The following is a 22,734-nucleotide window of genomic DNA, read 5'->3' on the forward strand; positions in this document are numbered from 1 at the left end:
CGGTCGGCGGAGGTTCAGGCGAGGCTGTGCGACTTGCCCTGCTGGGGCATCTCCGCCCCGATGCCGGGCAGTTCACGGCCGGGCAGCAGGGCGTGCCAGTACAGCCACTCGAAGGCCAGCTTGCCGAGATGGTTGGCGTACGACTCCTTCAGCAGCGGCAGGCCGACCGCGGTCGGGAAGTGGCCGGGCAGCGGTTCGGTGTCGTAGTTGAAGTCGATGAGCAGGGCCTTGTGGAAGCCGGTCTCGACGAAGCAGTTGGTGTGGCCGTCGTAGGAGGGCTCCACGGGCCGTCCGGCCAGGAGGCGGGCGATGTTGCCGGTGAGCGTCTCGCCCTCGAAGTGGGCCACCGAGCCGGCCTTGGAGGCGGGCAGTCCGGCCGCGTCGCCGAGGGCGAAGACCTCGGGACGGCCGGGGTGCTGGAGGGTGTGCGGGTCGACGGGGACGAAGCCGAGTTCGTCGCCGAGCCCCGGGGAGCGGTCCACGTAGGCCGCGCCGCCGTGCAGCGGTACGACGACGGCCAGGTCGAAGGGGATCTCGCGGTCGTCGTACGACACCAGCCGCCCGCCCGGGCCGTCGACCTCGCCGAGCGTGAACTCGGTGACCAGTTCGACACCCTTGTCCGCGAGGAGGCCGCCCAGCGCCTTCGCGGCGACCGGCTTGGTGAACGCGGCGTCCAGCGGGGTGGCGTACGTCAGCCGGACCCGGTCGCGGATGCCGCAGCGCCGGAAGTACCAGTCGGCGAGGAAGGCGAACTCCAAGGGGGCGACCGGGCACTTGAGCGGCAGATCCGCCACGTCGACCACGACGCGACCGCCTCGGAAGTGTTCGAGCGCGTGCCGCAGGCGTACGGCGCCCGGCAGGTCGTAGAAGGTGAAGACCTTCTCGCCCCAGCCCGGACCGGTCAGCCCCTCGGTCTCCTCCGGCAGCAGCCGGGCTCCGGTGGCGACCACGAGGATGTCGTACGCCACCCAGCCGCCGACCGCGAAGTGGACCCTGCGGGCCTCCAGGTCGACCCGGTCGATGCGGGCCCGCTGGTAGTCGATGCCGGCGTGCAGCTGGTGCGGCCGGGAGCGGACGAGGTGGCGCGGCTGGGCCAGGCCGAACGGCACGAACAGCAGGCCCGGCTGGTACACGTGGTCGTCGTCCTGGTCGACGACCGTGATCCGGCACTCGTCGGCGTCGTACATCCGCCGCAGCCGGTTGGCGGTGAGCGTACCGGCGGTGCCCCCGCCGAGAATCACGATGTGTGTGCTCATGCCTTCACTGTCGTACCGGCGACGCAGGTGGGGCATGGGCCGCAGGTCCCTGCCACGTGTACCCACCCGGGTATGTCTTCGCCCGCTCGGCCCCTCGCCCGGCGGTACCGGGCGCGCTGCACTGGAGGTACCTACACGGCGTACGGAGCAGGGAGGTCCGGTCATGACCGGCACGGCGCAGCAGACTCTCGCCACGGTTCGGCCTCAGGGGACGGAGGTTGAGGTGCACAGCCTGGAGGTCACTCACGTCCACGGCGACGCGTACGCGGTGGAGGTCCGCGGTCACCAGCTCCTGGTGGACCAGCCCACGGAGGCGGGCGGTACGGACACCGCGCCCACACCGACCGAACTCTTCGCCGCCTCCCTGGCGACCTGCGTCGCCTTCTACGCGGGCCGTTACCTGAAGCGGCACGGCCTGCACCATGCGGGGCTGCGGGTGCGTGCCGAGTTCACCATGGCCACCGACCGGCCGGCCCGCGTGGGTACCGTCCGGGTGGTCATCGCGCTGCCGCCCGCCCTGTCGGAGCAGCGCCGGGCCGCTCTGCTGGCCGTGGCCTCGCACTGCACCGTCCACAACACCCTGCACGAGCCGCCCGAGGTCAGCGTGGAGCTGGCGCCCTGAGCAGCGAGGTGGTGAGGGCCGTTCGGCTCCTGGACCGGTCGCCGTGGCGGGCGCAGGCTGGAAGCGGAGGACGAGAAGCGGGACGGAAGTGATCACGATGGAAGCGAAGCAGTGGACCGTGCACATCTACATCAGCGAGGAAGGCGACGAGACGCATGCGCGCGCCGTCCTGGCCACGCGGGACACCTCGAAGCTCACGGGCCGGGGCCTGGCCCGCCGCAACCCGATCGACCGGCCCATTCCGGAGATCGGCGACGAGCTCGCCGCGAGCCGCGCCCTGGAGGACCTCGCCATCCGGCTGCACGACGTCGCCGCCGACGACATCGTGGAGCTGGCCGGGCCGGTCCGGGCGTGGATTCAGGCGTGACGTGTGAGGGGGCGAGCCGGACAGCGGAACGCGACGAGGTGGGGCACGGATGCCGACCGTGCCCCACCTCTTCTCTTCTTCTCTTCGCGCCTCTCTTCTTTTCTCTTCGCGCCTCTCTTCTTTTCTCTTCGCGCCGGGCCGTCAAGGGCGCCGGACGGTCACCGCTGGACCGTCAAGGGCACGGTGTCCTCGACCACCGCGTGACCGTCCTCCAGCGAGTTCCAGTACGCGGTGAGCAGGCCGGTGCCGGAGCGGGTCGCCCGGTAAGGGATCGTCACGTCGAACGTGCCGCGGGTGCCGGTCCCCGAGGTGGCCGTGACGTAGACGTCGGCCGCGGTGCGCCCCGCCGCGTCGGTGATCTTCAGTTTGAAGGTCGCCTCGAACGTGTTGGCGCTGCCCCAGACCCGGAGCGGGGCCCGGACGGTGTCTCCGATCAGGGGCGACTCGACGAGGATCTGCGGGGCGAGGTCCTCGAAGTCGGCGCGGCCGACGGGGTGGTTGAGGACGATGCCCTCGCCGCCGAAGGACGTCACCGGCTTGCCGTCCAGCTCGAACCGCACCTTCTCGATCGACGGGAACCGGGTCGCGGTGAAGACGACCTGGGCGAGCCGCGCCTGCATCGACAGGCTTCCGCCGCCGTCGTCGTAGCGCCCGGACAGATCGATCGTCGCCACATGACGGCGCACCACGACGGAACGCAGCGTCGTTCCCGAGGGAATGGCCGTGGTGCGGCCGTAGCGGCTCTCGTACCGGCTGGGCCCGGCCAGCAGGGCCCGTAGGGCCCCGGCCGCGGTGGTCGGCGCGGTCACCATGCGCGGTGCGGGCGAGACCTGTTCTCCGTGCAGGAAGTACACCGACGTGCGGACCTGGTGGGGGGCTGTCGGCTTCGGTGTCGTGGTCGGTCCGTTCGCGGTGCCCGGGGAGGTGGGGGCGGTGGGGGCGGTGGGGGCGGTGGTGCCGCCCTGGCCGGGGGTGGTGGTGCCGCCGTCGGTCCCTCCCGTGGTGCCGCCCGTGCTCGGGGTGCTCGTCCGGTCGGCGCCGGGGGACGTACCCCCGCTGCCGTCCTCCTGTCCGCATGCGGTGGCCAGCGACGACGCCAGTACGACGGTCGTGGCGAGGACCAGTGTGCGGCGCATTCGGTGCGGCCTGTGCGTGGTCGCGTTCTCGACACTCATGGCAGCCTCCTCCGACACTTCCAGCGAACTCCGTCCGTCGAGTCGCCCCAAGTGCCGTACGGGTCCGGGCGGATGGGCCGTCCGGGCGCCCGCCGGAGCCTGTCGGCCCATCGCCCGCCGCCCCGGTCCGGGCCCATCGTGGGAGCGACAGGCTGTCCCGGGAGCCCCCCGAAGGGGTCGAGGAAGGTCGAGGTGAGGTCATGGACGTCCTGGTGGGGTACGCGACCGCGCACGGCTCCACCCGTGGGGTCGCCGAACGGATCGCCGCCACGATCGGTCGGGCGGGTCTCAAGGCGGAGGCACGGGCCCTGGAGACGGTGGACGACGCCGACGCCTACCCGGCGTTCGTCCTCGGCAGCGCCGTGCACGACCAGACGTGGCTGGAGCCGGCGAAGACCTTCGTGCGGGACAACCTCGACATACTGGGTTCCCGGCCCGTGTGGCTGTTCAGCGTCGGCATGCCGGGCGCGCTGCGCGGACCGTGGAAGCGGCTGGCGCCGAAGGAGATCCCGGTGATTCTCCGCGCGCTGCCCGCGGAACTGCGCTACCGGAGCCACGAGTTGTTCTCCGGTGTGATCTCGTCCGCCCAGCTGTCCCGCTCCGGTCGGGTGCTCTTCCACCTGTTGGGCGGCCGCTTCGGCGACTACCGCGACTGGGGCGCGATCGACGCGTGGACGTCGGGCATCGTCGAGGAGCTGACGCGCGACAGCCGTGCGTGAGGTGTCGCGCCGCGGGTCCGTCATGGGCCCGGCCCGGCAGCACCGTGCGCAGCCGGGTGACCGCGCCGGCTGCGCACGTGGTGCGACCCGGGGGGACGTGCTCAGCCGTGCCGCACCGGGATGGTCCGGGTGCCTGCCTTCGCCTCGGGCACCGGGACCGTGATGGTCAGGACGCCGTCCTTGTACTCCGCGGTCGCCTCGTCACCCTTGGCGCCGGCCGGGAGCCGGACGGAACGGGTGAAGGTCCCGTAGCGGAACTCCGTGCGGTGCTTCTCCTCGGTCTGCTCACCGCGCTCGGCCCGCAGGGTCAGGACGCCCTCTGTGACGGTGATCTCGACGTCCTTGGCGGGGTCGATCCCCGGCAGCTCCGCCTTCAGCACGTATGTCTCGTCCGCGAGGTGCTCCTCGATGCGGATGCCGTGCGTCCCGACGGCCATGTGCGCTCCGGGCAACCCGCCCTCGACCCAGCCGAACAGGTCGGGCAGCGTGGGCCAGAGGGGCAGCCGCTCGATCATGCCGCTCATGTCTCCCTCCTCCTTGCCTGCTTCTTGCTGCTTCTTGCTGCTTCTTGTCTGCCGCGTTCTGCGTCTTTCTGCGTCTTTCAGCGTCTTTCTGCTTCCTGCCTGATGCTTTCCTTTCCGTCACTTCCAGCGTCGCGCCGCCAGGCCGCGCCGCGCGTGGGCCGAGCGGTCCCGGCGGGGAGCCACTCGGCCCTGGCGCCCCGCTCAGGTGACGAACTCGGCGACGGCCGCCTTGAGTTCGGCCAGCCCCTGCTTGGCGTCGGTGAAGAACATGCCGGTCCTGGGGTCGGTGTAGAGCTCGTTGTCGACGCCCGCGTAGCCGTGCCCCATGGAGCGCTTGATGACGACGACGCTCTTCGCCCTGTCCACGTCGAGGATCGGCATCCCCGAGATCGCGTTGCCGGGACGCCGGGCGATCGGGTTCGTCACGTCGTTGGCGCCGATCACCAGGGCGACGTCCGCCTGCGGGAACTGCGGGTTGATGTCGTCCATCTCCTTGAGCTGGGTGTAAGGCACGTTCGCCTCGGCCAGCAGCACGTTCATGTGGCCCGGCATCCGGCCCGCGACCGGGTGGACGGCGTAGCTGACGTCGATGCCGTGGTCGGTCAGCAGCTTTGCCAGGTCTCCCAGTTCGTGCTGGGCCTGGGCGGCGGCGAGGCCGTAGCCGGGGACGAGGACGACCTTGCTCGCGTAGGCCAGCTGGATCGCCACGTCGTCGGCGGAGACCGACCGCACCTGGGCCGGGGCGCCGGAGCCGGCCGCCGCGGGCGCGCTGTCGCCGGTGCCGAAGCCGCCGACGACGATGCCGGCGACGGACCGGTTCATCGCGTCGGCCATCAACTTGGTGAGGATGCCGCCGGAGGAGCTGACCAGCATGCCCGCGATGATCAGCGCGGTCTCGTCGAGCACGAAGCCCGCCATGGCGACCGCCGAACCGGTGAAGGCGTTCAGCAGGGCGATGACCACGGGCATGTCGGCGCCGCCGATCGGCAGCACCATCGTCACGCCGAACAGCAGCGCCACCGCGGTGAGTCCGTACAGGGCGGCGCGGGACTCCGGGACCAGCACCAGCCAGACCGTGCCGGCGACGAAGGAGGCGGGCAGCAGCGCGTTGAGGCGGCGCGCTCCCGGGAACACCACCGGCGCCCCGGAGACGACACCCTGCAGCTTGCCCGCGGCGACCAGTGAGCCGGAGAACGTGACCGCGCCGATGACGATGTCCAGCGCGGCGGGCAGCGACACCCGCGCCCCGATCGCGGCCGGGGTGTCGGCCTGCAGCAGGTCGTTGACCGCGATCAGTGCGGCGGCCCCGCCGCCGACCGCGTTGAAGAGGCTGACCAGTTGGGGCATGGCGGTCATCCGCACCTCGCGCGCGGCCCACAGCCCGAGGGCGGCGCCGAGGAGGCCGCCGCTGCCCAGCACCAGCCAGCCGGTGCGGCTGATGGCGCCCTCGTCGGCCACCAGCCACACGGTGGCGGCGACGGCGACGCTCATGGCCGCGCCGGACAGGGTGTTGCCGCGGCGCGCGGTGCGTGGGTGGTTCATCAGGTGCAGGCCGAGCACGAAGCAGGCCGCGGCGGCCAGGAAGACGTAGTGGACGGTGTCGGAGACGGTGTTCACGGCGGCTCACACCTCCGTCTTCTCGCGGGCCGGCGGCCTGGCCTTGAACATCCGCAGCATCCGGTCCGTGACGACGTACCCGCCGACCACGTTCATGGCGCCGAACACCATCGCCACGAAGGCCAGTGTGTACCCGACCCAGGTGTGCGCCCCGGCCGCGATCAGCATGGCGCCGACGACGACGATGCCGTGCACGGCGTTGGAGCCGGACATCAGCGGGGTGTGCAGGGTAGCGGGGACCTTGCTGATGACTTCGATGCCGACCAGCACGCTCAGCACGAACACGGTGACCGCGGTGAGCAGGTCGAGGTCGTTCATGACGGTCCGCCTCCCAGCAGGGCTCCCGTGATCTCGTCGGCCGGGTCGAGGACGAGTTCGCCGTCGCGTACCAGGTGGCGCAGGAGCGCGACGAGGTTGCGGGCGTACGCCGTGGACGCGGCGGTGGCCATCGCGGACGGCAGCCGGCCGGCGCCGATCACGGTGACCCCGTTGTCGAGGACGTCGGTCTTGTCGGGCTCGGAGCCCTCGACGTTCCCGCCGAGTTCGCCCGCCGCCAGGTCGACGACGACCGAGCCCGGCGTCATCCGCTCCAGGGCCGCGGTGCTGACCAGGAGCGGGGGCCGGCGGCCGGGGACCTGGGCGGTGGTGATCACGACGTCGGAACGCGCGATGTGCGCCTCCGTCGCCTCGCGCTGGTCGCGCTGTTCCCGGGCGGTCAACTCCCTTGCATAACCGCCCTGTCCGGCGCCCGGTCCCGGCTGCGGAGGGCTCTGGACATCGAGGAACCGGGCGCCCAGCGATTCCACCTCCCCTCGTGACTCGGGGCGTACGTCGTACGCCGTGACGACGGCGCCGAGGCGGCGGGCGGTGGCGATCGCCTGGAGTCCGGCCACGCCGGCGCCGAGGACCAGCACCTGGGCGGGGCGCATGGTGCCCGCCGCGGTGGTCAGCATCGGGAAGAAGCGGTCGTAGGACTCGGCGGCCAGCAGCGCCGCCTTGTACCCGGCGACACTGGCCTGCGAGGTCAGCGCGTCCATGGACTGGGCGCGGCTGAGGGTGCGGGGCAGCAGGTCCAGGCTCACCGTGCGTACGCCGCGGCGGTGCAGGTCCGCCACCAGGTCGGGGTGGCGCAGCGGCTCCAGCAGCCCGGCCAGGGTCTGCCCGGAGCGCAGGGCCCCGGCGGTCGCCGGGTCCGGCGGCCCCACGCACAGGACGACGTCGGCCCGTGCGTACAGGTCGTCGGCCGCCACGGCCTCGGCGCCGGTGGCGGTGTAGTCGGCGTCGGTGAACCAGGCGCCGGCCCCCGCTCCGGTCTCGACGAGGACGTCGAGACCGGCCCGGCGCAACAGGGTGACGGTCTCGGGGACGAGGGCGACGCGGCGTTCGCCGGGTGCCCTCTCCCGTACGGCTCCCACGGTGACGGTGGCCATGATCTGCTGCCTCTCCCCCTGGGCCCGGTGTCGCCGGGCACACGGAACTGGTCAGAACTGGAAGACGAGCCGTGCCTCGGCCCGGCCGCCGAGCACCTCGCCGAAGGAGTCGTTGACCTCGTCCAGGCGCCGTGGTTCGGCGATGACCTGGGTGCGTCCGGCGGCGTGCAGGGCGAAGACCTCGGCGAGGTCCTGGCGGGTGCCGACGATGGAGCCGAGCACGGAGATCCCGCCGAGCACGGTCTCGAAGATCGGTACGTGGACGGCGGCGTCGTCGGCGGGCAGGGCGACCATGACGAGGCGTCCGCCGCGGTTGAGGGACCGGTAGGCCTGCTCGAACGCCTTGGGCGCGGCGGCGAGCACGACGGCGACATCGGCGCCGCCCGCCTTCCTGATCTCCTCGACCGGGTCGTGGCTGCGCGCGTTGACGATCTGGTCGGCGCCGAGCCGGTGGGCGAGGCCGAGCTTGTCGGGTTCGAGGTCGACGGCGGTGACGAGGCCGCCGACGAGCCGCGCGTACTGAAGGGCGAGGTGGCCGAGTCCGCCGACGCCGAAGACGGCGACGCGTTCGGCCGGGACCACGCGGGCGACCTTGACCGCCTTGTACGTGGTGACGCCCGCGCAGGTCAGCGGTGCCGCGTCGATGGAGCTCACCCCGTCGGGGACGGCCACGACCGCGCCCGCGTTCGCGACGGCGTACTCGGCGTAGCAACCGTCCACGGAGTAGCCGGAGTTGACCTGGGACTCGCACAGGGTCTCCCAGCCGGAGACGCAGTGGCGGCAGGTGCCGCAGGAGGAGCCGAGCCACGGGACGGCGACCCGCTTGCCGACGAGCGACTCCGGCACGCCGGTGCCCACGGCCTCGACCGGGCCGACGCCCTCGTGGCCGGGGACGAAGGGCGGTTGCGGCTTGACCGGCCAGTCGCCGTGCGCGGCGTGGATGTCGGTGTGGCAGATCCCGGAGGCCTCCATGCGGACGAGCACCTGGCCGGGGCCCGGCTCGGGCACGGGCCGGTCCTGGATCTCCAGCGGCTTGCCGAAGCCGGTGACGACAGCTGCCTTCATGTTCCGCTCCTCCATTGGTGCGGCACCGTGGTGCCTTGATGCGCGTGACCGAACGCAGCCCGGCCCCGGCCGCGAGGGAGAAGCCGCCCGGCAGCGCGGCCCCCGCGGCAGGGACCCTGGCCGTCAGACGGCCGGCACGGCGACGACGTCGTGCCGCGGTCCGCCGAGCACCACCTTGAGCGCGCCGGTGTCGGCGGCGCGGGCGAAGACGTCGTACGCCTCCTCCATGGCGTCCAGCGGGAACGTGTGGGTGACCAGGGACGAGGTGGGCAGCCTTCCGGCGGCCGCCATCCGCAGCAGGGTGGGCGTGGAGTGGGTGTCGACGAGACCGGTGGTGATGGTCAGGTTCTTGATCCACAGTTCTTCGAGGTGCAGGGTGGCCGGCCTGCCGTGCACACCGACATTGGCCACGTGCCCGCCGGGCCGCACCACGCGGGTGCACAGCTCGAAGGTCTCCGGCACGCCGACGGCCTCGATCGCCACGTCCGCGCCGAGTCCGTCGGTGAGGTCGGCGATCAGCTGCTCGGGGGACTCGCCGGCGAGGGCGACCGCGTCGGCGCCGAACGACCGGGCGGCGTCCAGCCGGGACGGGGCGAGGTCCACGACGACGATCCGCTCGGGCGCGAACAGCCGTGCGGTGGCGACGGCCGCCAGTCCGATGGGGCCGGCGCCGACGACGGCGACGGTGTCCCCGGGCCGTACCCGCCCGTTGAGCACGCCCACCTCGTAGGCCGTCGGGAAGATGTCGGCCAGCAGCACGGCGTCCGGGCCGTCCAGGGTGCTGGGCAGCGGGTGGACGGACAGGTCGGCGTACGGGACCCGGACGTACTCGGCCTGGGTGCCGTCGATCAGGTGGCCGAGAATCCAGCCCCCGCCGCCCCGGCACTGACCGTGGACGCCTTCGCGGCAGTAACGGCAGCGTCCGCAAGCGGTGATGCACGAGACGAGCACCCGGTCTCCCGGGCGGACCGTGCGGACGTCGCCGCCGACCTCGACGATCTCGCCGACCGCCTCATGGCCGAGGACGGTGCCGGGGCGGACCTCGGACACGTCGCCCTTGAGGATGTGCAGGTCCGTTCCGCAGATGGTGACGGTGTCGACCCGGACGATGGCGTCGGTGGGTTCCTTGACACCGGGATCCGGGACGTCCTGCCAGGAGGACTGTCCCGGGCCGTGGAAGACGAAGCCCTTCATGACGATGCCTGCCTTTCTCCCCCCGCAGTTCCAGCCTGTCCCGCCGGGACGGGCCTCCGCTTGGGCCGGTCGGCCCCGCAGGACCGCCGGAGGGTTCCTTCGGACCCCCGAGAAGTTCCTGCACGGCAGAACCGTCCGCGCACCCGGTCTCCCCGGCCCGGGTGCGCGGACGTGGCGGCACGGGCCCCGATCAGCCGTGCCGCACCGGGATGGTCGTGGTGCCCGGCTTCGCCCTGGGCACCGGGACCGTGATGGTCAGCACGCCGTCCTTGTAGGCGGCGGTCGCCTTGTCGCCCTCCGCGCCGGCGGGCAGCCGGACGCAGCGGGCGAAGGTGCCGTACCGGAACTCGGTGCGGTGCTTCTCCGTGAGCTCCGCGCCGCGCTCGGCGGTCAGCGTCAGCAGCCCGTCCTCGACGGTGATCTCGACGTCCCGCGCAGGGTCGAGGCCGGGGAGCTCGGCCCGCAGCACGTACGCCTCGTCCGTCAGGTGCTCCTCGATACGGATCGGGTGCAGTCCGGGAACACCGTGCGTCCCGGCGTGACCGGCCTCGACCCATGCGAACAGGTCGGGCAGGGCCGGCCGGCCGTGCAGCCGCTCGATCATGTCTGTCTCTCCTCACTCCTCGACCGGATCGGCACCGCCACGCGTTCAGCTCGCCGTGGTGTCCTTCGTCAGCTCGTCGGCGATGCCCCGGGCCCATTCCTCGATCCGGGCGAAGTCCCGGAAGTCGCCGCCCTTGCCGTTGCGGACGATCATCTTGGCGATGCGTCCCTGAGCGCCCTCGACCAGGCAGCCGCCGAAGGTGACATGGCCGCGGGCGTCGAGCCGTTCCATGGCACGCCGGACACCGGCCACCGGCGGGATGTCCTTCTCCGACGCGGAGGCGTCCAGCGGTCCGCTGCTGAACAGCCACAGCGGCTTCTCGGCGAGTGCGCGGTGCTGGCGGCGGACGAAGCGACGCGCGTGCCGGTGCCAGCGCCCGCCGTACAGGCCTCCTCCCACCACCACGGCGTCGTAGCCGCTCACGCTGTCGACGGAGGCGGCGGGCCGGGCCCATGCCTGGAGGCCCGCCTTGTTGAGCACTTCGGCGACGGTCTGGGCGATCTGTGCGGTGGATCCGTTCGTCGTCCCGTAGGCGACCAGCACGCCACCAGACATGACGGTCCACCTCCTCTCGGTACCTGGATTCCTGGGTTACTGGGCTCAGAGCTTGCGGAGCCAGTCGTCACCGATGCCGTGCAGCGCCTGTGCCGCGGGCTCCACGTGGGAGTCGTCCAGGCGGTAGGTGAGCTTGCTGACGACATCGACCACGCCGTCGATCTGACGGGTCATCGAGACGGCGATCTCCGTCTCGCTCTTGCGCTCCATGTGTCCGGAGAGCGTGACGACGCCCTGCACCACGGTCACCTCGACACTGCGCGGCGGCAGCCACAGGGCGCGGACCAGTACCTCGTCGATGATTTCCGCGCGGATATCGGCGTCGGGCCGCAGGAAGACCTGGAGCAGGTCGCGGCGGGTGACGATGCCGACCAGGCGCTGCTCCTCGTCGAGGACGGGCAGCCGCTCTATGTGGTGCTCGGCCATGGTGCGGGCGGCCTCGACGATGGTGTCGTCGGCGAAGACCGTGACGGGCGGCGCGGTCATCAGCCGGCCTGCCGTCCGGGCCCGGGCCTTCACCGCCCGTGCGCGGCCCCGCCGTGTGAGCGCGGCGAACCGGAAGCGCTTCTTGGGTTCGTAGGGGTCCGGGGCGTCGGCCTGCCGGACCATGAGATCGGTCTCGGAGATGACACCGACGACCCTCTCGTCCTCGTCGACCACCGGCAGTCCGCTGATGCGGTGCTCGCCCAGCAGCCGGGCCACTTCCTTGAAAGGCGTGCCGTACTGGGCGCGGACGACGTCCGTGGTCATGACGGAGCCGACCTTGTTGTGCTTCATGGTTGTTCCCTCCTCAGCGGAGACGGCGCAGATACGGGTCCTGGGGCCTGCGCGGCAGCAGGCGTACGCGCGCATCGAGCACGGTGACTCCGCCCGGTGTCGCGAGAACGGGGTTGAAGTCGGCCTCGGCGAGCTGCGGCAGGTCGCTCGCCATGCGGGAGAGCCGCAGCAGGAGTTGTTCGAGGCCTTCGAGGTCCACGGGCCGGGCGCCGCCGGCTCCGAAGAGGAGCGGGGCGCAGCGCGGTGCCGTGATCAGGTCGTGCACGTCGTGGTCGGTGAGCGGGGCGAGCCGGGCGGCGTGGTCGGAGAGGATCTCGGTGGCGGTGCCGCCGAGCCCGAAGAGCACGAGCGGTCCGAACACCTGGTCCTGCACGACCCCCGCGAACAGCTCGGTGCCCCGGTCGGCGAGCGGCTGCACGACGACTCCGGTCAGCAGGCCGGCGAACCGGGTCTCCAGATCCCGGTAGGCGGCCCGGACTTGGGAGTCGCCGCGCAGGTCGAGGTGGACCGCGTGCTCGGCGGTCTTGTGCAGCAGTCCCGGCCAGTGGCCCTTCATGACGACCCGGCCGTCGGCGCCGTGCAGCCGCTGGGCGGCCAGGACGGCACCGTCCTCGGTGTCGGCCCACGCCCAGGGCAGTTGGGGGATGCCGTAGCAGTCGAGGAGCTCGGCGCAGGCACGCGGGTCGAGCCAGCCGCCGTCCTCATGGGTCCGGAGCCAGGCCTCCACGACGGCGTGGGCGCGTTCCGTCTCCACGCCGGCGAGGTCGGGGACCGTCCCGGCGGGGCGGGCGAGCCAGGCCGCCCGGCGGGCCGCGTGGGCCAACGCCCGTGCCGCCGCCTGGGGTTCGGCGTACGACGGGACGGCGCCGCCCGCCGTGGTCGGCAACAGCTCGACGGGCAGGGCCTGTTCGAGCCGGACCGCGGCGACCGGCTTCGCCAGGTGTCCGGGGGCGCCGGTGAGGGCCCGGACGAGGTCGTCGCCGGTCGCCGCGGCGACCGCAGTGGGGACCAGGGCCACGAGGACGGCGTCGATGCCGCCGTGCCGCACGATCCGGTCCACACAGTCCATGAGCTGCCCCTCCGAGACGGCGGCGGTCGCGTCGACGGGGTTGCCGACGGCAGCGCCCTCGGGGAGCACGGCGAGCAGTTCGTCGATGAGTTCGGGGGTGGGCGCCGGCAGCGTGAGTCCGGCCTCGGCACAGGCGTCGGCGGCGAGGACGCCCGCGCCGCCCGCGTTGGTGACGATCAGGACGCGGGGTCCGGCGGGCAGCGGCTGGGAGTGCAGCAGGGCGGCGGCTTCGAGGAGTTCGCCGACCGAGCGGGTGGCGGTGATGCCGGCCTGCGTGAACAGGGCGCCACGGGTCATGGTGCGGGTGGCGGCGGCCGCGGTGTGCGAGGCGGCGGCGCGTCGTCCGGCCTCGGTGCGGCCGGCGTCGACCGTGAGGACCGGCATCCGGCGGGTGACGCGGCGGGCGGTGCGGGAGAAGGCACGGGGACTGCCGAAGGACTCCAGGTGCAGCAGGGCGAGGTCGGTGCGGCCGTCGCTCTCCCACCACTGGAGCATGTCGTTGCCGCTGACGTCGTACTTGTCGCCGAGGGAGGCGAAGGAGGAGACGCCGATGCCGAGCCGGGACATCCCGTCCAGCAGGGCGATGCCGACGCCGCCGGACTGGACGGCGACGCCCGCGGTGCCGGGGCGCGGGTGGCCGGCGGCGAAGGTGGCGTCGAGGCGCAGTGCGGGGTCGGTGTTGGACAGGCCGAGGCAGTTGGGGCCGACGAGTCGCATGCCGTGTTCGCGGCAGGCCGTCAGCAGTGCCTTGGCCTGGTCGGCGTCGAGTCCGGCGGTGACGACGAGGAGGGCGCGGACGCCTGCCTTGCCGCACTCCTCGGCGGTCTCGGGGACCATGGGCGCCGGTACGGCGAGCACGGCGAGGTCCGGGGTCCGGGGCAGGGCGGTGACCGAGGGGTGGCAGGGCACGCCGAGGATGGCGTGCGCGGCGGGGTTCACCGCGAACAGCTGTCCGGTGTAGCCGCCGGTGCGCAGTTGGTGCAGCACGGCCCGGCCCACCGAGCCGGGCTTGCGTCCGGCGCCTACGACGGCGACCGTGCGCGGGCGCAGCAGGGGTTCCATGCTGGCGACGTCGGCGGCCCGGCCGCGTTCCTCGACCGCGTCGAGGTAGGTGTCGCTGTCGTCGAGGGCGATGGTGCAGCGCACTTCCGGGCCCTCGAAGCGGCGGGCGGTGCGCAGGCCGAGGTCGGCGAAGAGCCGCAGCACCTCGTGGTTCTCGCACAGCGCGTCGGCCGTGAAGGTGGTGATGCCCGCGGCGCGCGCGGCCGAGACGAGATGCTCGACGAGAAGGGTGCCGACGCCGCGGTGGTGCAGTCCGTCGGCGACCGCGATGGAGATCTCGGCCGTGCGGGCGTCGGGTTCGCCGCCGGTGTCGTACTCGGCGAGACCGATCACCTGGCCCTCCGTCTCGGCCAGCAGCGCCCGGTACCCGGGGTGCGCGGTGCAGGCGCGGTCGGCGGCCATCTCGGCGGAGCGACGGCTGGCGGCGAAGAAGCGCAGCCGGAGGTTCTCCGGGGACATCTCCTCGTACAGCCCCTGGAGTTGGTCGTGGTCGTCCCGCCGCACCGCACGGATACGGACCGTGCGGCCGTCCGCGAGCAGGGCGTGGACGGGGGGCCGGCTGAGTGCGTCGTCCGTCATGACGGATCTCCTCACAGGTCTTCTCGTCACTTAGAGCGTCCAGCGGTCGGGGCCGCGCTCCCATGGGCCGCCCGGGGGGCTCCGCTGGGCCGGTCGGCCCTCGTCGGAGGGACCGGCTCGCCGCGCGGCCCACGGACCGGGGTCCGGGACCGCGCGGCGTGTGCGCGGCTCACACCGGATGCGGTACGACCGCCACCGGGCAGGCCGAGTGGTGCAGGACGGTGTGGGCGACCCGGCCCAGTTGCAGCCCCAGGTGTCCACTGCGCCGCTTCGCTCCCACCACCAGCAGGTCGGCGCCGTGCGAGGCGGCCACCAGGACGCCGCGCGCGGGGCCCTCGACCGTGCGGGACCGCACCTCGACGTCGGGCGGAGCGTCCCGCAGCGCGTCGGCCACGGCCTTCGTGGCCTCCTCCTCGTGCAGCCGGGCGGGTGCGTCGGCCAGCAGCGGGTGGTCGGTGGTCTCGTGCGCGGGACACCGCCACGCCTTCACGGCCTCCAGGGGCACGTGGCGCCGCCGGGCCTCTTCGTAGGCGAACTTCCTTACGGCCGCCGCCTCTTCGGGGTCCTCGCCGACGCCCACCACGACGCGGCCGTGGGTGCCGTGCGCGGCCTTGGTGTCGTGGTTGCCGCGCAGCACGATCACCGGGCAGTCGGCGTGGGCGGCGACCGTCAGGCTGACGGAGCCCAGCAGCGCCTCGGCGAGGCCGCTGCGGCCACGGGTGCCCACCACCAGCACGGAGGCGTTGCGGCCCTCGCGCACCAGGGTGTACTCGGGCTCCTCGAAGACGACGTCACCGGTCACCTTCAGTTCGGGCCGGCGTGCCTGGACGCGTCGGGTGGCACCGGCGACGACGTCCTGGGGCAGCACCTCGGCGGATTGCCTGCCGAGATCCCGGGCGAGGGCGGCGCCCTCGTAGCGGTCCCACCGGCAGGCGTACACCACCCGCAGCGGCACACCCCGCAGTGCGGCCTCGTCGGCCGCCCAGTCCGCGGCGCGCAGGCTCGGCTCGGAGCCGTCGACGCCGACGACGACAGGCAGTTCCATCACGTTCACCTCCCCAGAGCGAGGTCGAAGACGATGCGGGCCTTGACCTGGCCGCGCAGCACGTCCTCGATCGACTCGTTGACGGACGACAGCGGCCTGGTCTCGCTGATGACCCTGGTGCGGCCGGCCGCGTGCAGGTCGAACACCTCGGCGAGGTCCTGCCGGGTGCCGACGATGGAGCCGATCACGCTCGTCCCGTTCAGGACGGTGTCGAAGATCGGCACCTGGATGGTGCCGTGCGCGGGCAGGGCGACCATGACGAGCTTGCCGCCGCGCCGCAGCCCGGAGTTGACGGCCGTGAAGGCGGCCTCGTTGACGGCCAGGGCGATCGCGGCGTGTGCGCCGCCGTGTTCCTTGAGCACCTGGGCGACGTCCTGCTTGCGGGCGTCGATGACGAGGTCGGCGCCGAGCTCCGCGGCGAGTTCCAGCTTGTCGTCGGTGACGTCGATCGCGGCGACGGTGGCCCCGGCGATCTTCGCGTACTGGAGGGCGAGATGACCGAGCCCGCCGACGCCGGAGATCGCGACCAGTTGGCTCGGGCGCACTCCCGCGACCTTGAGTGCCTTGTACGTCGTCACACCCGCGCAGGTCAGCGGGGCGGCGTCGACGGCGCTGACGCCGTCGGGCACCGGCTGGGCGAAGTCGGCCCAGGCGAGCATCTTCTCGGCGTAGCCGCCGTCGCAGCCGTACCCGGTGTTGATCTGCTGCTCGCACAGCGTCTCCCAGCCGGACAGGCAGTGCTCGCACCGTCCGCAGGCCTTGCCGAGCCAGGGCACGGCGACGCGCTGTCCGAGGCTCAGGTGGGTGACGCCGGCGCCGAGTTCCTCGACGATGCCGACGCCCTCGTGGCCGGGTACGAACGGGGGGCTGGGCTTGACGGGCCAGTCGCCGTGCGCGGCGTGGATGTCGGTGTGGCACAGGCCGGAGGCCTCGACCCGGATGCGGACCTGGCCGGGGCCGGGTGCCGGGTCGGGGCGCTCCTCGATGACCAGGGGCTCACCGAAGGCTCGTACGACGGCTGCCTTCATGGGGCAACTCCTTGCTGGGTGGAGGGGGTTGGGGGGCTCAGTGGTGGGCGACGACCGCGACGGGCGCGGCGGCGTGGTGCAGCACGGCGTGCGCGACGGGGCCGATGTGCGCGCCGAGCGGACTGCGCCGGACACGCCGGCCGACGACGACCAGGCAGGCGTCGCGGGCGGCGTCCACCAGCCGGTTGCCGGCGCTGCCGGACATCGACACCTCGGCGACCTCGACGTCCGGGTACTTCTGCCGCCAGGGCTTCAGCGCCTCGGTCAGGGCCGTGGCCTGCTGGCGGACGATCTCGTCGTGCAGATACGGGTCGGCGGACAGGCCGTAGACGTAGTAGGGCGGCAGGTTCCAGCCGTACACCGCACGCACGCCGGTCCCGCGCCGGGCGGCGGTCTCGAAGGCGAAGCCGATGACGGTGTCGTTCGGGCTGTGCGGGTCCAGGCCGAGGACGACGGGCTTGAAGGGGGTGGCGGCCGACGGGATGCCGACCGGGTCCGCCTCGTGCTCGTCGGCGGCCTGCTCGCCGGCCCGGATCAGGACGACGGGCCGTTCGGAGTGGGCGATGACGGACAGGCCGACCGAGCCGACCATGAATCCGCCGATCCCGCTGAGTCCCCGCGATCCGAGGACCAGCAGTTCGGCGTCCTCGGCGGCCTGGAGGAGAACCTCGGCAGCGCTGCCGGGCACCTGCTCCACGTGCACCTCGACGCCGGGGTGGCGCAGCCGCAGGCCCTCGGCTGCCTCGCGGGGGATGCGCTCGCTCCAGTGCTGCTGGGTCTCCGCGCCGAGCAGCGGGGCCTGGGCCATGGGGTCCGGGACGGGCTCCCAGACATTGACGATCTTCAACGGCAGTCCGCGCAGCTTCGCCTCGCGGGCCGCCCATTCGGCGGCGGCCCGGCTCTCGGCGGAGCCGTCGAGACCTGCGACAACGGTGCGCACCATGGTTCTGCCTCCTGTCGGTTTCCGGGTTCAGCGTCGCCCCCGGTGACGGGGGTGCAGCAGGGGCCGCAGGTCCCCGCCAGGGGCCGACCGGCCCACCGGCGGGCGGTACGGCCGAGGGACTGAACGGCCCTTTGCCGCCGGGCGTACGCTCGCCGAACCTGAAGGCAGCCGGCGAAAGGAACCCCATGTCACACGGCTCGGGCAGACGCGGCCCGCAGTGGCGTCGGCTCGCGCCCGGCCTCGTCGCGCTGGCCGGCTACCGCCGGGCGTGGCTGCGCGGTGATCTGCTGGCGGGGGTCACGGTGGCGGCCTATCTCGTGCCTCAGGTGATGGCGTACGCGGGCGTGGCCGGGCTGCCGCCGGTGGCCGGGCTGTGGGCGATCCTGCCGGCGCTCGGCCTGTACGCGGTGCTGGGTTCCTCGCGGCTGCTGTCGGTCGGCCCGGAGTCGACGACCGCCCTGATGACGGCGACGGTGGTGGCGCCCCTGGCGGGAGCGGACCCGGGCCGCTACGCCGCGCTGGCCGCGACGCTCGCGGTGACGGTCGGCCTGCTGTGCCTGGCGGCCCGGCTGCTGCGGCTCGGTTTCGTCGCCGACCTGCTGTCCCGGCCGGTCCTCATCGGGTACCTGGCGGGGGTGGCCCTGATCATGATCGTGGACCAGCTGCCGAGGCTGACCGGCGTCGGCACCTCGGGGTCGGGGTTCTTTCCGCAACTATGGTCCTTCGCACACCACTTGAGACAGCTCGACCCGGCCACCACGATCTTCTCCGCCGTCACGCTCGTGTTCCTGTTCACCGTCGCCCGGCTGTTCCGCACCGTTCCCGGCCCCCTGCTCGCCGTGGTCCTCGGGACCGCGACCGTGGCCGTCTTCGACCTCGACGGCCACGGCCTGAAGGTGATCGGTGACGTGCCCTCGGGCCTGCCCGCCTTCGCGGCCCCCGACCTGACCGAACTGCCGCGCCTGGTGCTGCCCGCCCTGGGCGTCCTCCTCGTCGCCTACACGGACGTCGTGCTCACCGCCCGCGCCTTCGTCACCCGCGACGAGACCGGGCCGGGCCTCGACGCCGACCAGGAGTTCCTGGCCCTGGGCGCCGTCAATCTGGGCTCCGGCTGGCTCCAGGGCTTCCCGGTCAGCAGCAGCGCCAGCCGCACCGCGCTCGCCTCCTCGGCGGGCGCCCGCAGTCCGGCGTACTCGCTGGTGGCAGGGGTGGCGGTGCTCTGTGTGCTGCTGTTCCTCAGCCCGCTGCTGACCCGTACGCCGTCGGCGGTGCTGGGCGCGCTCGTCGCGTACGCCGCGGTTCGCATGATGGATCTGTCGGGCTTCGCGCGCCTGGCCTCCTTCCGGCTCCGCGAACTGCTGCTGGCGGTCGGCTGCCTGGCCGGCGTGCTCACGCTGGATCTGCTGTACGGGGTGCTGGTCGCCGTCGGTCTGTCCGTCGCCGAGCTGCTCAGCCGGGTGGCCCGGCCGCACGACGCGGTGGAGGGGCTGGTGCCCGGGGTGGCCGGCATGCACGACGTGGACGACTATCCGCAGGCCCGGACCGTCCCCGGGCTGCTCGTCTACCGCTACGACTCCCCGCTGTTCTTCGCCAACGCCCAGAACTTCCACCGCCGCGCCCTGGCGGCCGTCGAGCAACAGACCGGCCCGGTCCGCTGGTTCGTCCTCAACACGGAGGCGAACGTCGAGGTGGACATCACCGCCCTGGACGCGGTGGACACCCTGCGGCGCGAACTCACGGCCCGCGGGATCGTGTTCGCGCTCGCCCGGGTGAAGCAGGATCTGCTGGACGACCTGGAGGCGTACGGGCTCGTCGCCTCGGTGGGCCGGGAGCTGATCTTCCCGACGCTGCCGACGGCCGTGGCGGCGTACCGCGCCTGGTGCGCCCGGCAGGAGGGCGCACACTGACCGGCTCCGGTCAGGCCTCCGGCAGTTCGGGCCGTACCAGCGTCCCCGAACGGCCGTGCACGATCTCGTACGCCGCGTCCAGCGCGCCGATCGCGGCGAGCCGACCGGTGTTCTCCACGAACCGGGCGGCCGCCTCCGTCTTCGGCCCCATGGAGGCGGGGTCGTAGTCGGCGGCACGGAGTTCGGCGGGTGTGGCGTCGAGCACCGGCCGCCGCTCGGGGGTGCCGTAGGCGGCGTAGACATTGGGGACGTCGGTGAGGACGAGCAGGAAGTCGGCCTTGACTTCCTCGGCGAGCCGGGCCGCGGCCAGGTCCTTGTCGACGACCGCCTCCACCCCGCGCAGCGCTCCGGTGGCCCAGTCGGAGACGACGGGGACGCCGCCGCCTCCCCCGCACACCACCACGCAGCCCGTCTCCAGCAGCACCCGGACCGTGTCGCACTCCAGGACCCGTTCGGGCTGCGGTGCGGGCACCACCCGCCGCCGGCCGCCCTGTGTGCTGATCATCGTCCAGCCGTGCTTGGCCGCCAGGAAGTCGGCGACCTTGTCCGGGTAGGCCGGCCCGACCGGCTCGGTGGGCCGCTCGAACGCCGGGTCGTCGCCGCGCACCTGGGTGTGGGTGAGCAGGGAGACGACCCGGCGCCCGGGCAGCGCGTCCTGCAGACCGCGCACCAGGAGGGTGCCGATCAGGCCCTGGGTCTGGGCGCCGAGCAGGTCCACCGGGTAGGGCTCGACGAGCGACCGGTCGGCCACGCTCTCGGTCGCCAGCAGGCCGAGCTGCGGGGTGTTGCCGTGGGTGACGACCAGGTCGTGCTCATGGGCGAGGGCCGCGACGGCGGTGGCCACGCGGACGACGTTCGCCCGCTGGACGTCGGCGTCGGGGCGCTCGCCGCGGCGCAGCAGGGCATTGCCGCCGAGGGCGACGACGATACGCATGGCTGGACTCCTCGCTCGCGGTCCGGTGGAGCTCGTCCCATCGAACGGCGTTCCGGACCCTGTCCACAGGGTGCTGAACGGCATCGACGCACTGCCGCCCGGCCCTGCGGCGGGGCCGGGTGGCCCATGGTCCGGTCCCGGCGGGAAGGCCACGCTGGTGGTGGTAGCTCCGTATGCCGTCCACGCGGCCCGCGCGCACCGTCCCGGGCCCGTGCGGCACACGACTGTCTGGAGGCACGCCATGAACGCACCCGCAACGACGAGCATGCCGCGGGCGCTGCCTGCCGCGCACCGGGACCGCCTGATGGAGATCGCCCGTGAGGTCGCCTTCCCCGAGGGCGTCCGGCTCTTCGAGGAGGGCGCCCACGCCGACCGGTTCTGGATCGTCCGCACCGGCACGGTCGACCTGGACATCCGGGTGCCGGGCCGGCGGGCCGCGGTCATCGAGTCCCTCGGGCACAACGAACTCGTCGGCTGGTCCTGGCTGTACCCGCCGTACATCTGGCACCTGGGCGCGGGAACGGCGTCGCCGCTGCGCGCCTACGAGTTCGACGCGGCCGCCGTGCGCCGGATGTGCGAGGACGACCCGGAGTTCGGCCGGACGATCGCCCGGTGGGTCGGCGAGGTCGTCGCCCATCGCCTGCAGTCGGCCCGTACCCGGCTGCTCGACCTGTACGGCCCCTACGGCAGCGGCGGAATGCGCTGACCTGGCCCCCGTGCCGATCTCGTACCGATCTCGTACCAAGGAGTCACCGTGTCCGGAACCCCGCACATCGTCAGTGACGTGATGACCCGCGACGTGGCCTGTGTGCGCCGCGACGCCGCCTTCAAGGACATCGTGCGCGCCATGCAGGACCGCAAGGTCAGCGCGCTGCCCGTGGTGGACGGCGGCGGCCGGGTCGTCGGCGTGGTCTCCGAGGCCGATCTGCTGCCCAAGGAGGAGTTCCGCGACAGCGACCCCGACCGCTACACCCAGCTGCGCCGGCTGGCCGACCTGGCGAAGGCCGGTTCGGTGACGGCCGGCGAGCTGATGACCGCGCCCGCCCTGACCGTGGAGCCCGACGTGACGCTCGCGCAGGCCGCGCGCACCATGGCGCGGGCCCGGGTCAAGCGGCTGCCCGTCGTCGGCGCCGACGGACGCCCGGTGGGCATCGTCAGCCGGGCCGACCTGCTCAAGGTGTTCCTGCGCGACGACGAGGACATCGCGGAGGAGGTGCGGCGGGAGGTCGTCGTCTATCTGTTCCCGACCCAGGCGGACGCGGTGCGCGTCGAGGTGCACGACGGCGTCGTGCGGCTGGGCGGCCGGGTCCGCGACAAGTCCCTGGTGCCGGTGGCGGCCCGGCTGGTCCGCGCGGTGGAGGGCGTCGTGGACATCGAGTTCCGGCTCGACCACGGCGAGGAAGCGGATCTTCACTGATCCTGCGCGGGACTGGGGCCGGTCGGCCCTGGTGAAGTCGGCCCCGGCGGGTGACGATCGTTTCACGGACAATTGCGCCGTCCGTCACTCACCCGTGAGCTAGGGGCCGACATGACCGAGGTACGCACCTTTTCGGCACAGGACCCGATCCGTGTCTTCCTGCTCGACGACCACGAGGTCGTCCGGCGCGGCGTGGCGGACATGCTGGACGCCGAGCCCGACATCTCCGTCGTCGGCGACGCCGCGAACGCCGAGCACGCCCTGGTCCGTGCCCCGGCCGTACGGCCGCACGTGGCCGTTCTCGACGTCCGTCTGCCGGACGGCGACGGCATCACCGTCTGCCGTGAGCTGCGCAGCAGGATGCCGGAGCTGGCGGTGCTGATGCTGACCTCGTTCGACGACGAGGAGGCCCTGCTCGACGCGATCATGGCCGGCGCGTCCGGCTATGTCCTCAAGCAGATCAAGGGCTCGGACCTGGTGTCCGCCGTGCGCACCGTCGCCACCGGCCAGTCGATGCTCGACCCCGCGACCACCGCCCGTCTGATGCGCTCGCTGCGCACCGAGCCGGTCGAGGCCCCGGCGGAGGCGCCGGAGCTGGCGGGGCTGTCCCCGCGCGAGCGGGAGATCCTCGCGCTGATCGGCGACGGGCTCACCAACCGGGAGATCGGGAAGCGGCTGTACCTGTCGGAGAAGACCGTCAAGAACCACATCTCCCGGCTGCTGGCCAAGCTCGGTGTGCAGCGGCGGGTGCAGGCGGCGGTGCTCGCCACCCACCTGGAGCATCCGGAGGGGGCCGAGGAACGCCCGGCCCGCTGATCCGCCGGCCTCGCGGTCGCCCCGGACGC

23 protein-coding genes are annotated in these 22,734 nt (G+C 72.9%); 7 read left to right on the forward strand and 16 right to left on the reverse strand.

Translation table 11 applies throughout. From position 1 onward, the window contains the following. Positions 1 to 14: 14 nt before the first annotated feature. A complete protein-coding gene (locus DI272_RS03090) occupies positions 15 to 1,256 on the reverse strand; it encodes an NAD(P)/FAD-dependent oxidoreductase (protein WP_109493582.1) in 1,242 nt (413 codons plus the stop codon). A gap of 163 nt (positions 1,257 to 1,419) precedes the next feature. Between DI272_RS03090 and DI272_RS03095 the strand changes: the two genes are divergently transcribed. Both DI272_RS03095 and DI272_RS03100 read left to right on the forward strand, forming a co-directional pair. Beyond that, the gene (locus tag DI272_RS03095; RefSeq protein ID WP_109493583.1) at positions 1,420 to 1,878 is read left to right on the forward strand and encodes an OsmC family protein; all 459 of its coding nucleotides are present in this window, start codon (positions 1,420 to 1,422) and stop codon (positions 1,876 to 1,878) included. Positions 1,879 to 1,975: 97 nt separating this feature from the next. Continuing rightward, positions 1,976 to 2,245, forward strand: coding sequence for a DUF1876 domain-containing protein (locus DI272_RS03100; RefSeq protein ID WP_181387504.1), 270 nt, complete (start codon positions 1,976 to 1,978; stop codon positions 2,243 to 2,245). A 158-nt stretch (positions 2,246 to 2,403) separates the two neighbouring features. Here DI272_RS03100 and DI272_RS03105 read toward each other — a convergent pair whose 3' ends face one another. Continuing rightward, positions 2,404 to 3,420 (reverse strand): GerMN domain-containing protein, encoded by a 1,017-nt coding sequence (locus DI272_RS03105; protein ID WP_258314450.1) that lies wholly within the window; start codon positions 3,418 to 3,420, stop codon positions 2,404 to 2,406. Positions 3,421 to 3,620: 200 nt separating this feature from the next. Here DI272_RS03105 and DI272_RS03110 point away from each other — a divergent pair, with 200 nt between their 5' ends. After that, positions 3,621 to 4,139, forward strand: coding sequence for a flavodoxin domain-containing protein (locus tag DI272_RS03110; RefSeq protein ID WP_109493585.1), 519 nt, complete (start codon positions 3,621 to 3,623; stop codon positions 4,137 to 4,139). Between the two features lie 101 nt (positions 4,140 to 4,240). Here DI272_RS03110 and DI272_RS03115 read toward each other — a convergent pair whose 3' ends face one another. The 13 genes from DI272_RS03115 to DI272_RS03175 form a co-directional block, all read right to left on the reverse strand. Then, a complete protein-coding gene (locus tag DI272_RS03115) occupies positions 4,241 to 4,663 on the reverse strand; it encodes an Hsp20/alpha crystallin family protein (RefSeq protein WP_109493586.1) in 423 nt (140 codons plus the stop codon). Positions 4,664 to 4,864: 201 nt separating this feature from the next. Beyond that, on the reverse strand, positions 4,865 to 6,280 hold the full coding sequence (locus tag DI272_RS03120; RefSeq protein ID WP_109493587.1) for an NAD(P)(+) transhydrogenase (Re/Si-specific) subunit beta: 1,416 nt from the start codon (positions 6,278 to 6,280) through the stop codon (positions 4,865 to 4,867). A gap of 6 nt (positions 6,281 to 6,286) precedes the next feature. Next, positions 6,287 to 6,598, reverse strand: a complete 312-nt coding sequence (locus DI272_RS03125; protein ID WP_109493588.1) for an NAD(P) transhydrogenase subunit alpha — start codon at positions 6,596 to 6,598, stop codon at positions 6,287 to 6,289. Beyond that, the gene (locus tag DI272_RS03130) at positions 6,595 to 7,710 is read right to left on the reverse strand and encodes an NAD(P) transhydrogenase subunit alpha (protein ID WP_109493589.1); all 1,116 of its coding nucleotides are present in this window, start codon (positions 7,708 to 7,710) and stop codon (positions 6,595 to 6,597) included. The genes DI272_RS03125 and DI272_RS03130 overlap by 4 nt, the downstream gene beginning before the upstream one ends. A gap of 51 nt (positions 7,711 to 7,761) precedes the next feature. Further along, positions 7,762 to 8,775, reverse strand: coding sequence for a zinc-dependent alcohol dehydrogenase (locus DI272_RS03135; RefSeq protein WP_109493590.1), 1,014 nt, complete (start codon positions 8,773 to 8,775; stop codon positions 7,762 to 7,764). A gap of 123 nt (positions 8,776 to 8,898) precedes the next feature. Continuing rightward, complete coding sequence (locus DI272_RS03140; protein WP_109493591.1) at positions 8,899 to 9,969, reverse strand: zinc-dependent alcohol dehydrogenase family protein; 1,071 nt, start codon at positions 9,967 to 9,969, stop codon at positions 8,899 to 8,901. Positions 9,970 to 10,159: 190 nt separating this feature from the next. Further along, on the reverse strand, positions 10,160 to 10,573 hold the full coding sequence (locus DI272_RS03145; protein ID WP_109493592.1) for an Hsp20/alpha crystallin family protein: 414 nt from the start codon (positions 10,571 to 10,573) through the stop codon (positions 10,160 to 10,162). Between the two features lie 45 nt (positions 10,574 to 10,618). After that, positions 10,619 to 11,128 carry a flavodoxin domain-containing protein gene (locus DI272_RS03150; protein WP_109493593.1) on the reverse strand — a complete coding sequence of 170 codons (510 nt, stop codon included), beginning with the start codon at positions 11,126 to 11,128 and terminating at the stop codon, positions 10,619 to 10,621. 45 nt (positions 11,129 to 11,173) lie between these two features. Continuing rightward, positions 11,174 to 11,905 (reverse strand): CBS domain-containing protein, encoded by a 732-nt coding sequence (locus DI272_RS03155; protein ID WP_109493594.1) that lies wholly within the window; start codon positions 11,903 to 11,905, stop codon positions 11,174 to 11,176. Between the two features lie 13 nt (positions 11,906 to 11,918). Next, positions 11,919 to 14,615: a bifunctional GNAT family N-acetyltransferase/acetate--CoA ligase family protein gene (locus tag DI272_RS03160; protein ID WP_109493595.1), complete on the reverse strand. Its 2,697-nt coding sequence runs from the start codon at positions 14,613 to 14,615 to the stop codon at positions 11,919 to 11,921. A gap of 169 nt (positions 14,616 to 14,784) precedes the next feature. Beyond that, positions 14,785 to 15,660 carry a universal stress protein gene (locus DI272_RS03165; RefSeq protein WP_109500658.1) on the reverse strand — a complete coding sequence of 292 codons (876 nt, stop codon included), beginning with the start codon at positions 15,658 to 15,660 and terminating at the stop codon, positions 14,785 to 14,787. Positions 15,661 to 15,665: 5 nt separating this feature from the next. Then, positions 15,666 to 16,688: a zinc-dependent alcohol dehydrogenase gene (locus DI272_RS03170; protein WP_109493596.1), complete on the reverse strand. Its 1,023-nt coding sequence runs from the start codon at positions 16,686 to 16,688 to the stop codon at positions 15,666 to 15,668. A 37-nt stretch (positions 16,689 to 16,725) separates the two neighbouring features. Beyond that, positions 16,726 to 17,631 (reverse strand): universal stress protein, encoded by a 906-nt coding sequence (locus DI272_RS03175; protein ID WP_109493597.1) that lies wholly within the window; start codon positions 17,629 to 17,631, stop codon positions 16,726 to 16,728. 185 nt (positions 17,632 to 17,816) lie between these two features. Between DI272_RS03175 and DI272_RS03180 the strand changes: the two genes are divergently transcribed. Further along, complete coding sequence (locus tag DI272_RS03180) at positions 17,817 to 19,538, forward strand: SulP family inorganic anion transporter (protein ID WP_109493598.1); 1,722 nt, start codon at positions 17,817 to 17,819, stop codon at positions 19,536 to 19,538. A 10-nt stretch (positions 19,539 to 19,548) separates the two neighbouring features. Here the strand turns inward: DI272_RS03180 and DI272_RS03185 are convergent, their stop codons facing one another. Next, the gene (locus DI272_RS03185; RefSeq protein WP_109493599.1) at positions 19,549 to 20,472 is read right to left on the reverse strand and encodes a carbamate kinase; all 924 of its coding nucleotides are present in this window, start codon (positions 20,470 to 20,472) and stop codon (positions 19,549 to 19,551) included. A gap of 241 nt (positions 20,473 to 20,713) precedes the next feature. On the opposite strand from DI272_RS03185, the gene DI272_RS03190 reads away from it, so the two are divergent. The 3 genes from DI272_RS03190 (at position 20,714) to DI272_RS03200 (ending at position 22,705) form a co-directional block, all read left to right on the forward strand. Then, positions 20,714 to 21,178, forward strand: a complete 465-nt coding sequence (locus DI272_RS03190) for a cyclic nucleotide-binding domain-containing protein (RefSeq protein WP_109493600.1) — start codon at positions 20,714 to 20,716, stop codon at positions 21,176 to 21,178. Between the two features lie 48 nt (positions 21,179 to 21,226). Next, positions 21,227 to 21,889: a CBS domain-containing protein gene (locus DI272_RS03195; RefSeq protein ID WP_109493601.1), complete on the forward strand. Its 663-nt coding sequence runs from the start codon at positions 21,227 to 21,229 to the stop codon at positions 21,887 to 21,889. A gap of 111 nt (positions 21,890 to 22,000) precedes the next feature. Continuing rightward, entirely contained in the window at positions 22,001 to 22,705 is a 705-nt protein-coding gene (locus tag DI272_RS03200; RefSeq protein WP_109493602.1) for a response regulator transcription factor, read from the forward strand. Positions 22,706 to 22,734: the final 29 nt, after the last annotated feature.

The sequence above is a fragment of the Streptomyces sp. Act143 genome (genome assembly GCF_003143935.1).
Classification (GTDB): Bacteria; Actinomycetota; Actinomycetes; order Streptomycetales; family Streptomycetaceae; genus Streptomyces.

Excerpts from the sequence above, each read along its gene's own strand:
- DI272_RS03090 (WP_109493582.1), bottom strand. The coding sequence starts at position 1,256 with ATGAGCACACACATCGTGATTCTCGGCGGGGGCACCGCCGGTACGCTC.
- DI272_RS03165 (WP_109500658.1), bottom strand. The coding sequence starts at position 15,660 with ATGGAACTGCCTGTCGTCGTCGGCGTCGACGGCTCCGAGCCGAGCCTG.
- DI272_RS03125 (WP_109493588.1), bottom strand. The coding sequence starts at position 6,598 with ATGAACGACCTCGACCTGCTCACCGCGGTCACCGTGTTCGTGCTGAGC.
- DI272_RS03135 (WP_109493590.1), bottom strand. The coding sequence starts at position 8,775 with ATGAAGGCAGCTGTCGTCACCGGCTTCGGCAAGCCGCTGGAGATCCAG.
- DI272_RS03175 (WP_109493597.1), bottom strand. The coding sequence starts at position 17,631 with ATGGTGCGCACCGTTGTCGCAGGTCTCGACGGCTCCGCCGAGAGCCGG.
- DI272_RS03155 (WP_109493594.1), bottom strand. The coding sequence starts at position 11,905 with ATGAAGCACAACAAGGTCGGCTCCGTCATGACCACGGACGTCGTCCGC.
- DI272_RS03130 (WP_109493589.1), bottom strand. The coding sequence starts at position 7,710 with ATGGCCACCGTCACCGTGGGAGCCGTACGGGAGAGGGCACCCGGCGAA.
- DI272_RS03140 (WP_109493591.1), bottom strand. The coding sequence starts at position 9,969 with ATGAAGGGCTTCGTCTTCCACGGCCCGGGACAGTCCTCCTGGCAGGAC.
- DI272_RS03100 (WP_181387504.1), top strand. The coding sequence starts at position 1,976 with ATGGAAGCGAAGCAGTGGACCGTGCACATCTACATCAGCGAGGAAGGC.
- DI272_RS03115 (WP_109493586.1), bottom strand. The coding sequence starts at position 4,663 with ATGAGCGGCATGATCGAGCGGCTGCCCCTCTGGCCCACGCTGCCCGAC.
- DI272_RS03190 (WP_109493600.1), top strand. The coding sequence starts at position 20,714 with ATGAACGCACCCGCAACGACGAGCATGCCGCGGGCGCTGCCTGCCGCG.
- DI272_RS03095 (WP_109493583.1), top strand. The coding sequence starts at position 1,420 with ATGACCGGCACGGCGCAGCAGACTCTCGCCACGGTTCGGCCTCAGGGG.
- DI272_RS03200 (WP_109493602.1), top strand. The coding sequence starts at position 22,001 with ATGACCGAGGTACGCACCTTTTCGGCACAGGACCCGATCCGTGTCTTC.
- DI272_RS03105 (WP_258314450.1), bottom strand. The coding sequence starts at position 3,420 with ATGAGTGTCGAGAACGCGACCACGCACAGGCCGCACCGAATGCGCCGC.
- DI272_RS03185 (WP_109493599.1), bottom strand. The coding sequence starts at position 20,472 with ATGCGTATCGTCGTCGCCCTCGGCGGCAATGCCCTGCTGCGCCGCGGC.
- DI272_RS03110 (WP_109493585.1), top strand. The coding sequence starts at position 3,621 with ATGGACGTCCTGGTGGGGTACGCGACCGCGCACGGCTCCACCCGTGGG.
- DI272_RS03170 (WP_109493596.1), bottom strand. The coding sequence starts at position 16,688 with ATGAAGGCAGCCGTCGTACGAGCCTTCGGTGAGCCCCTGGTCATCGAG.
- DI272_RS03145 (WP_109493592.1), bottom strand. The coding sequence starts at position 10,573 with ATGATCGAGCGGCTGCACGGCCGGCCGGCCCTGCCCGACCTGTTCGCA.
- DI272_RS03160 (WP_109493595.1), bottom strand. The coding sequence starts at position 14,615 with ATGACGGACGACGCACTCAGCCGGCCCCCCGTCCACGCCCTGCTCGCG.
- DI272_RS03180 (WP_109493598.1), top strand. The coding sequence starts at position 17,817 with ATGTCACACGGCTCGGGCAGACGCGGCCCGCAGTGGCGTCGGCTCGCG.
- DI272_RS03150 (WP_109493593.1), bottom strand. The coding sequence starts at position 11,128 with ATGTCTGGTGGCGTGCTGGTCGCCTACGGGACGACGAACGGATCCACC.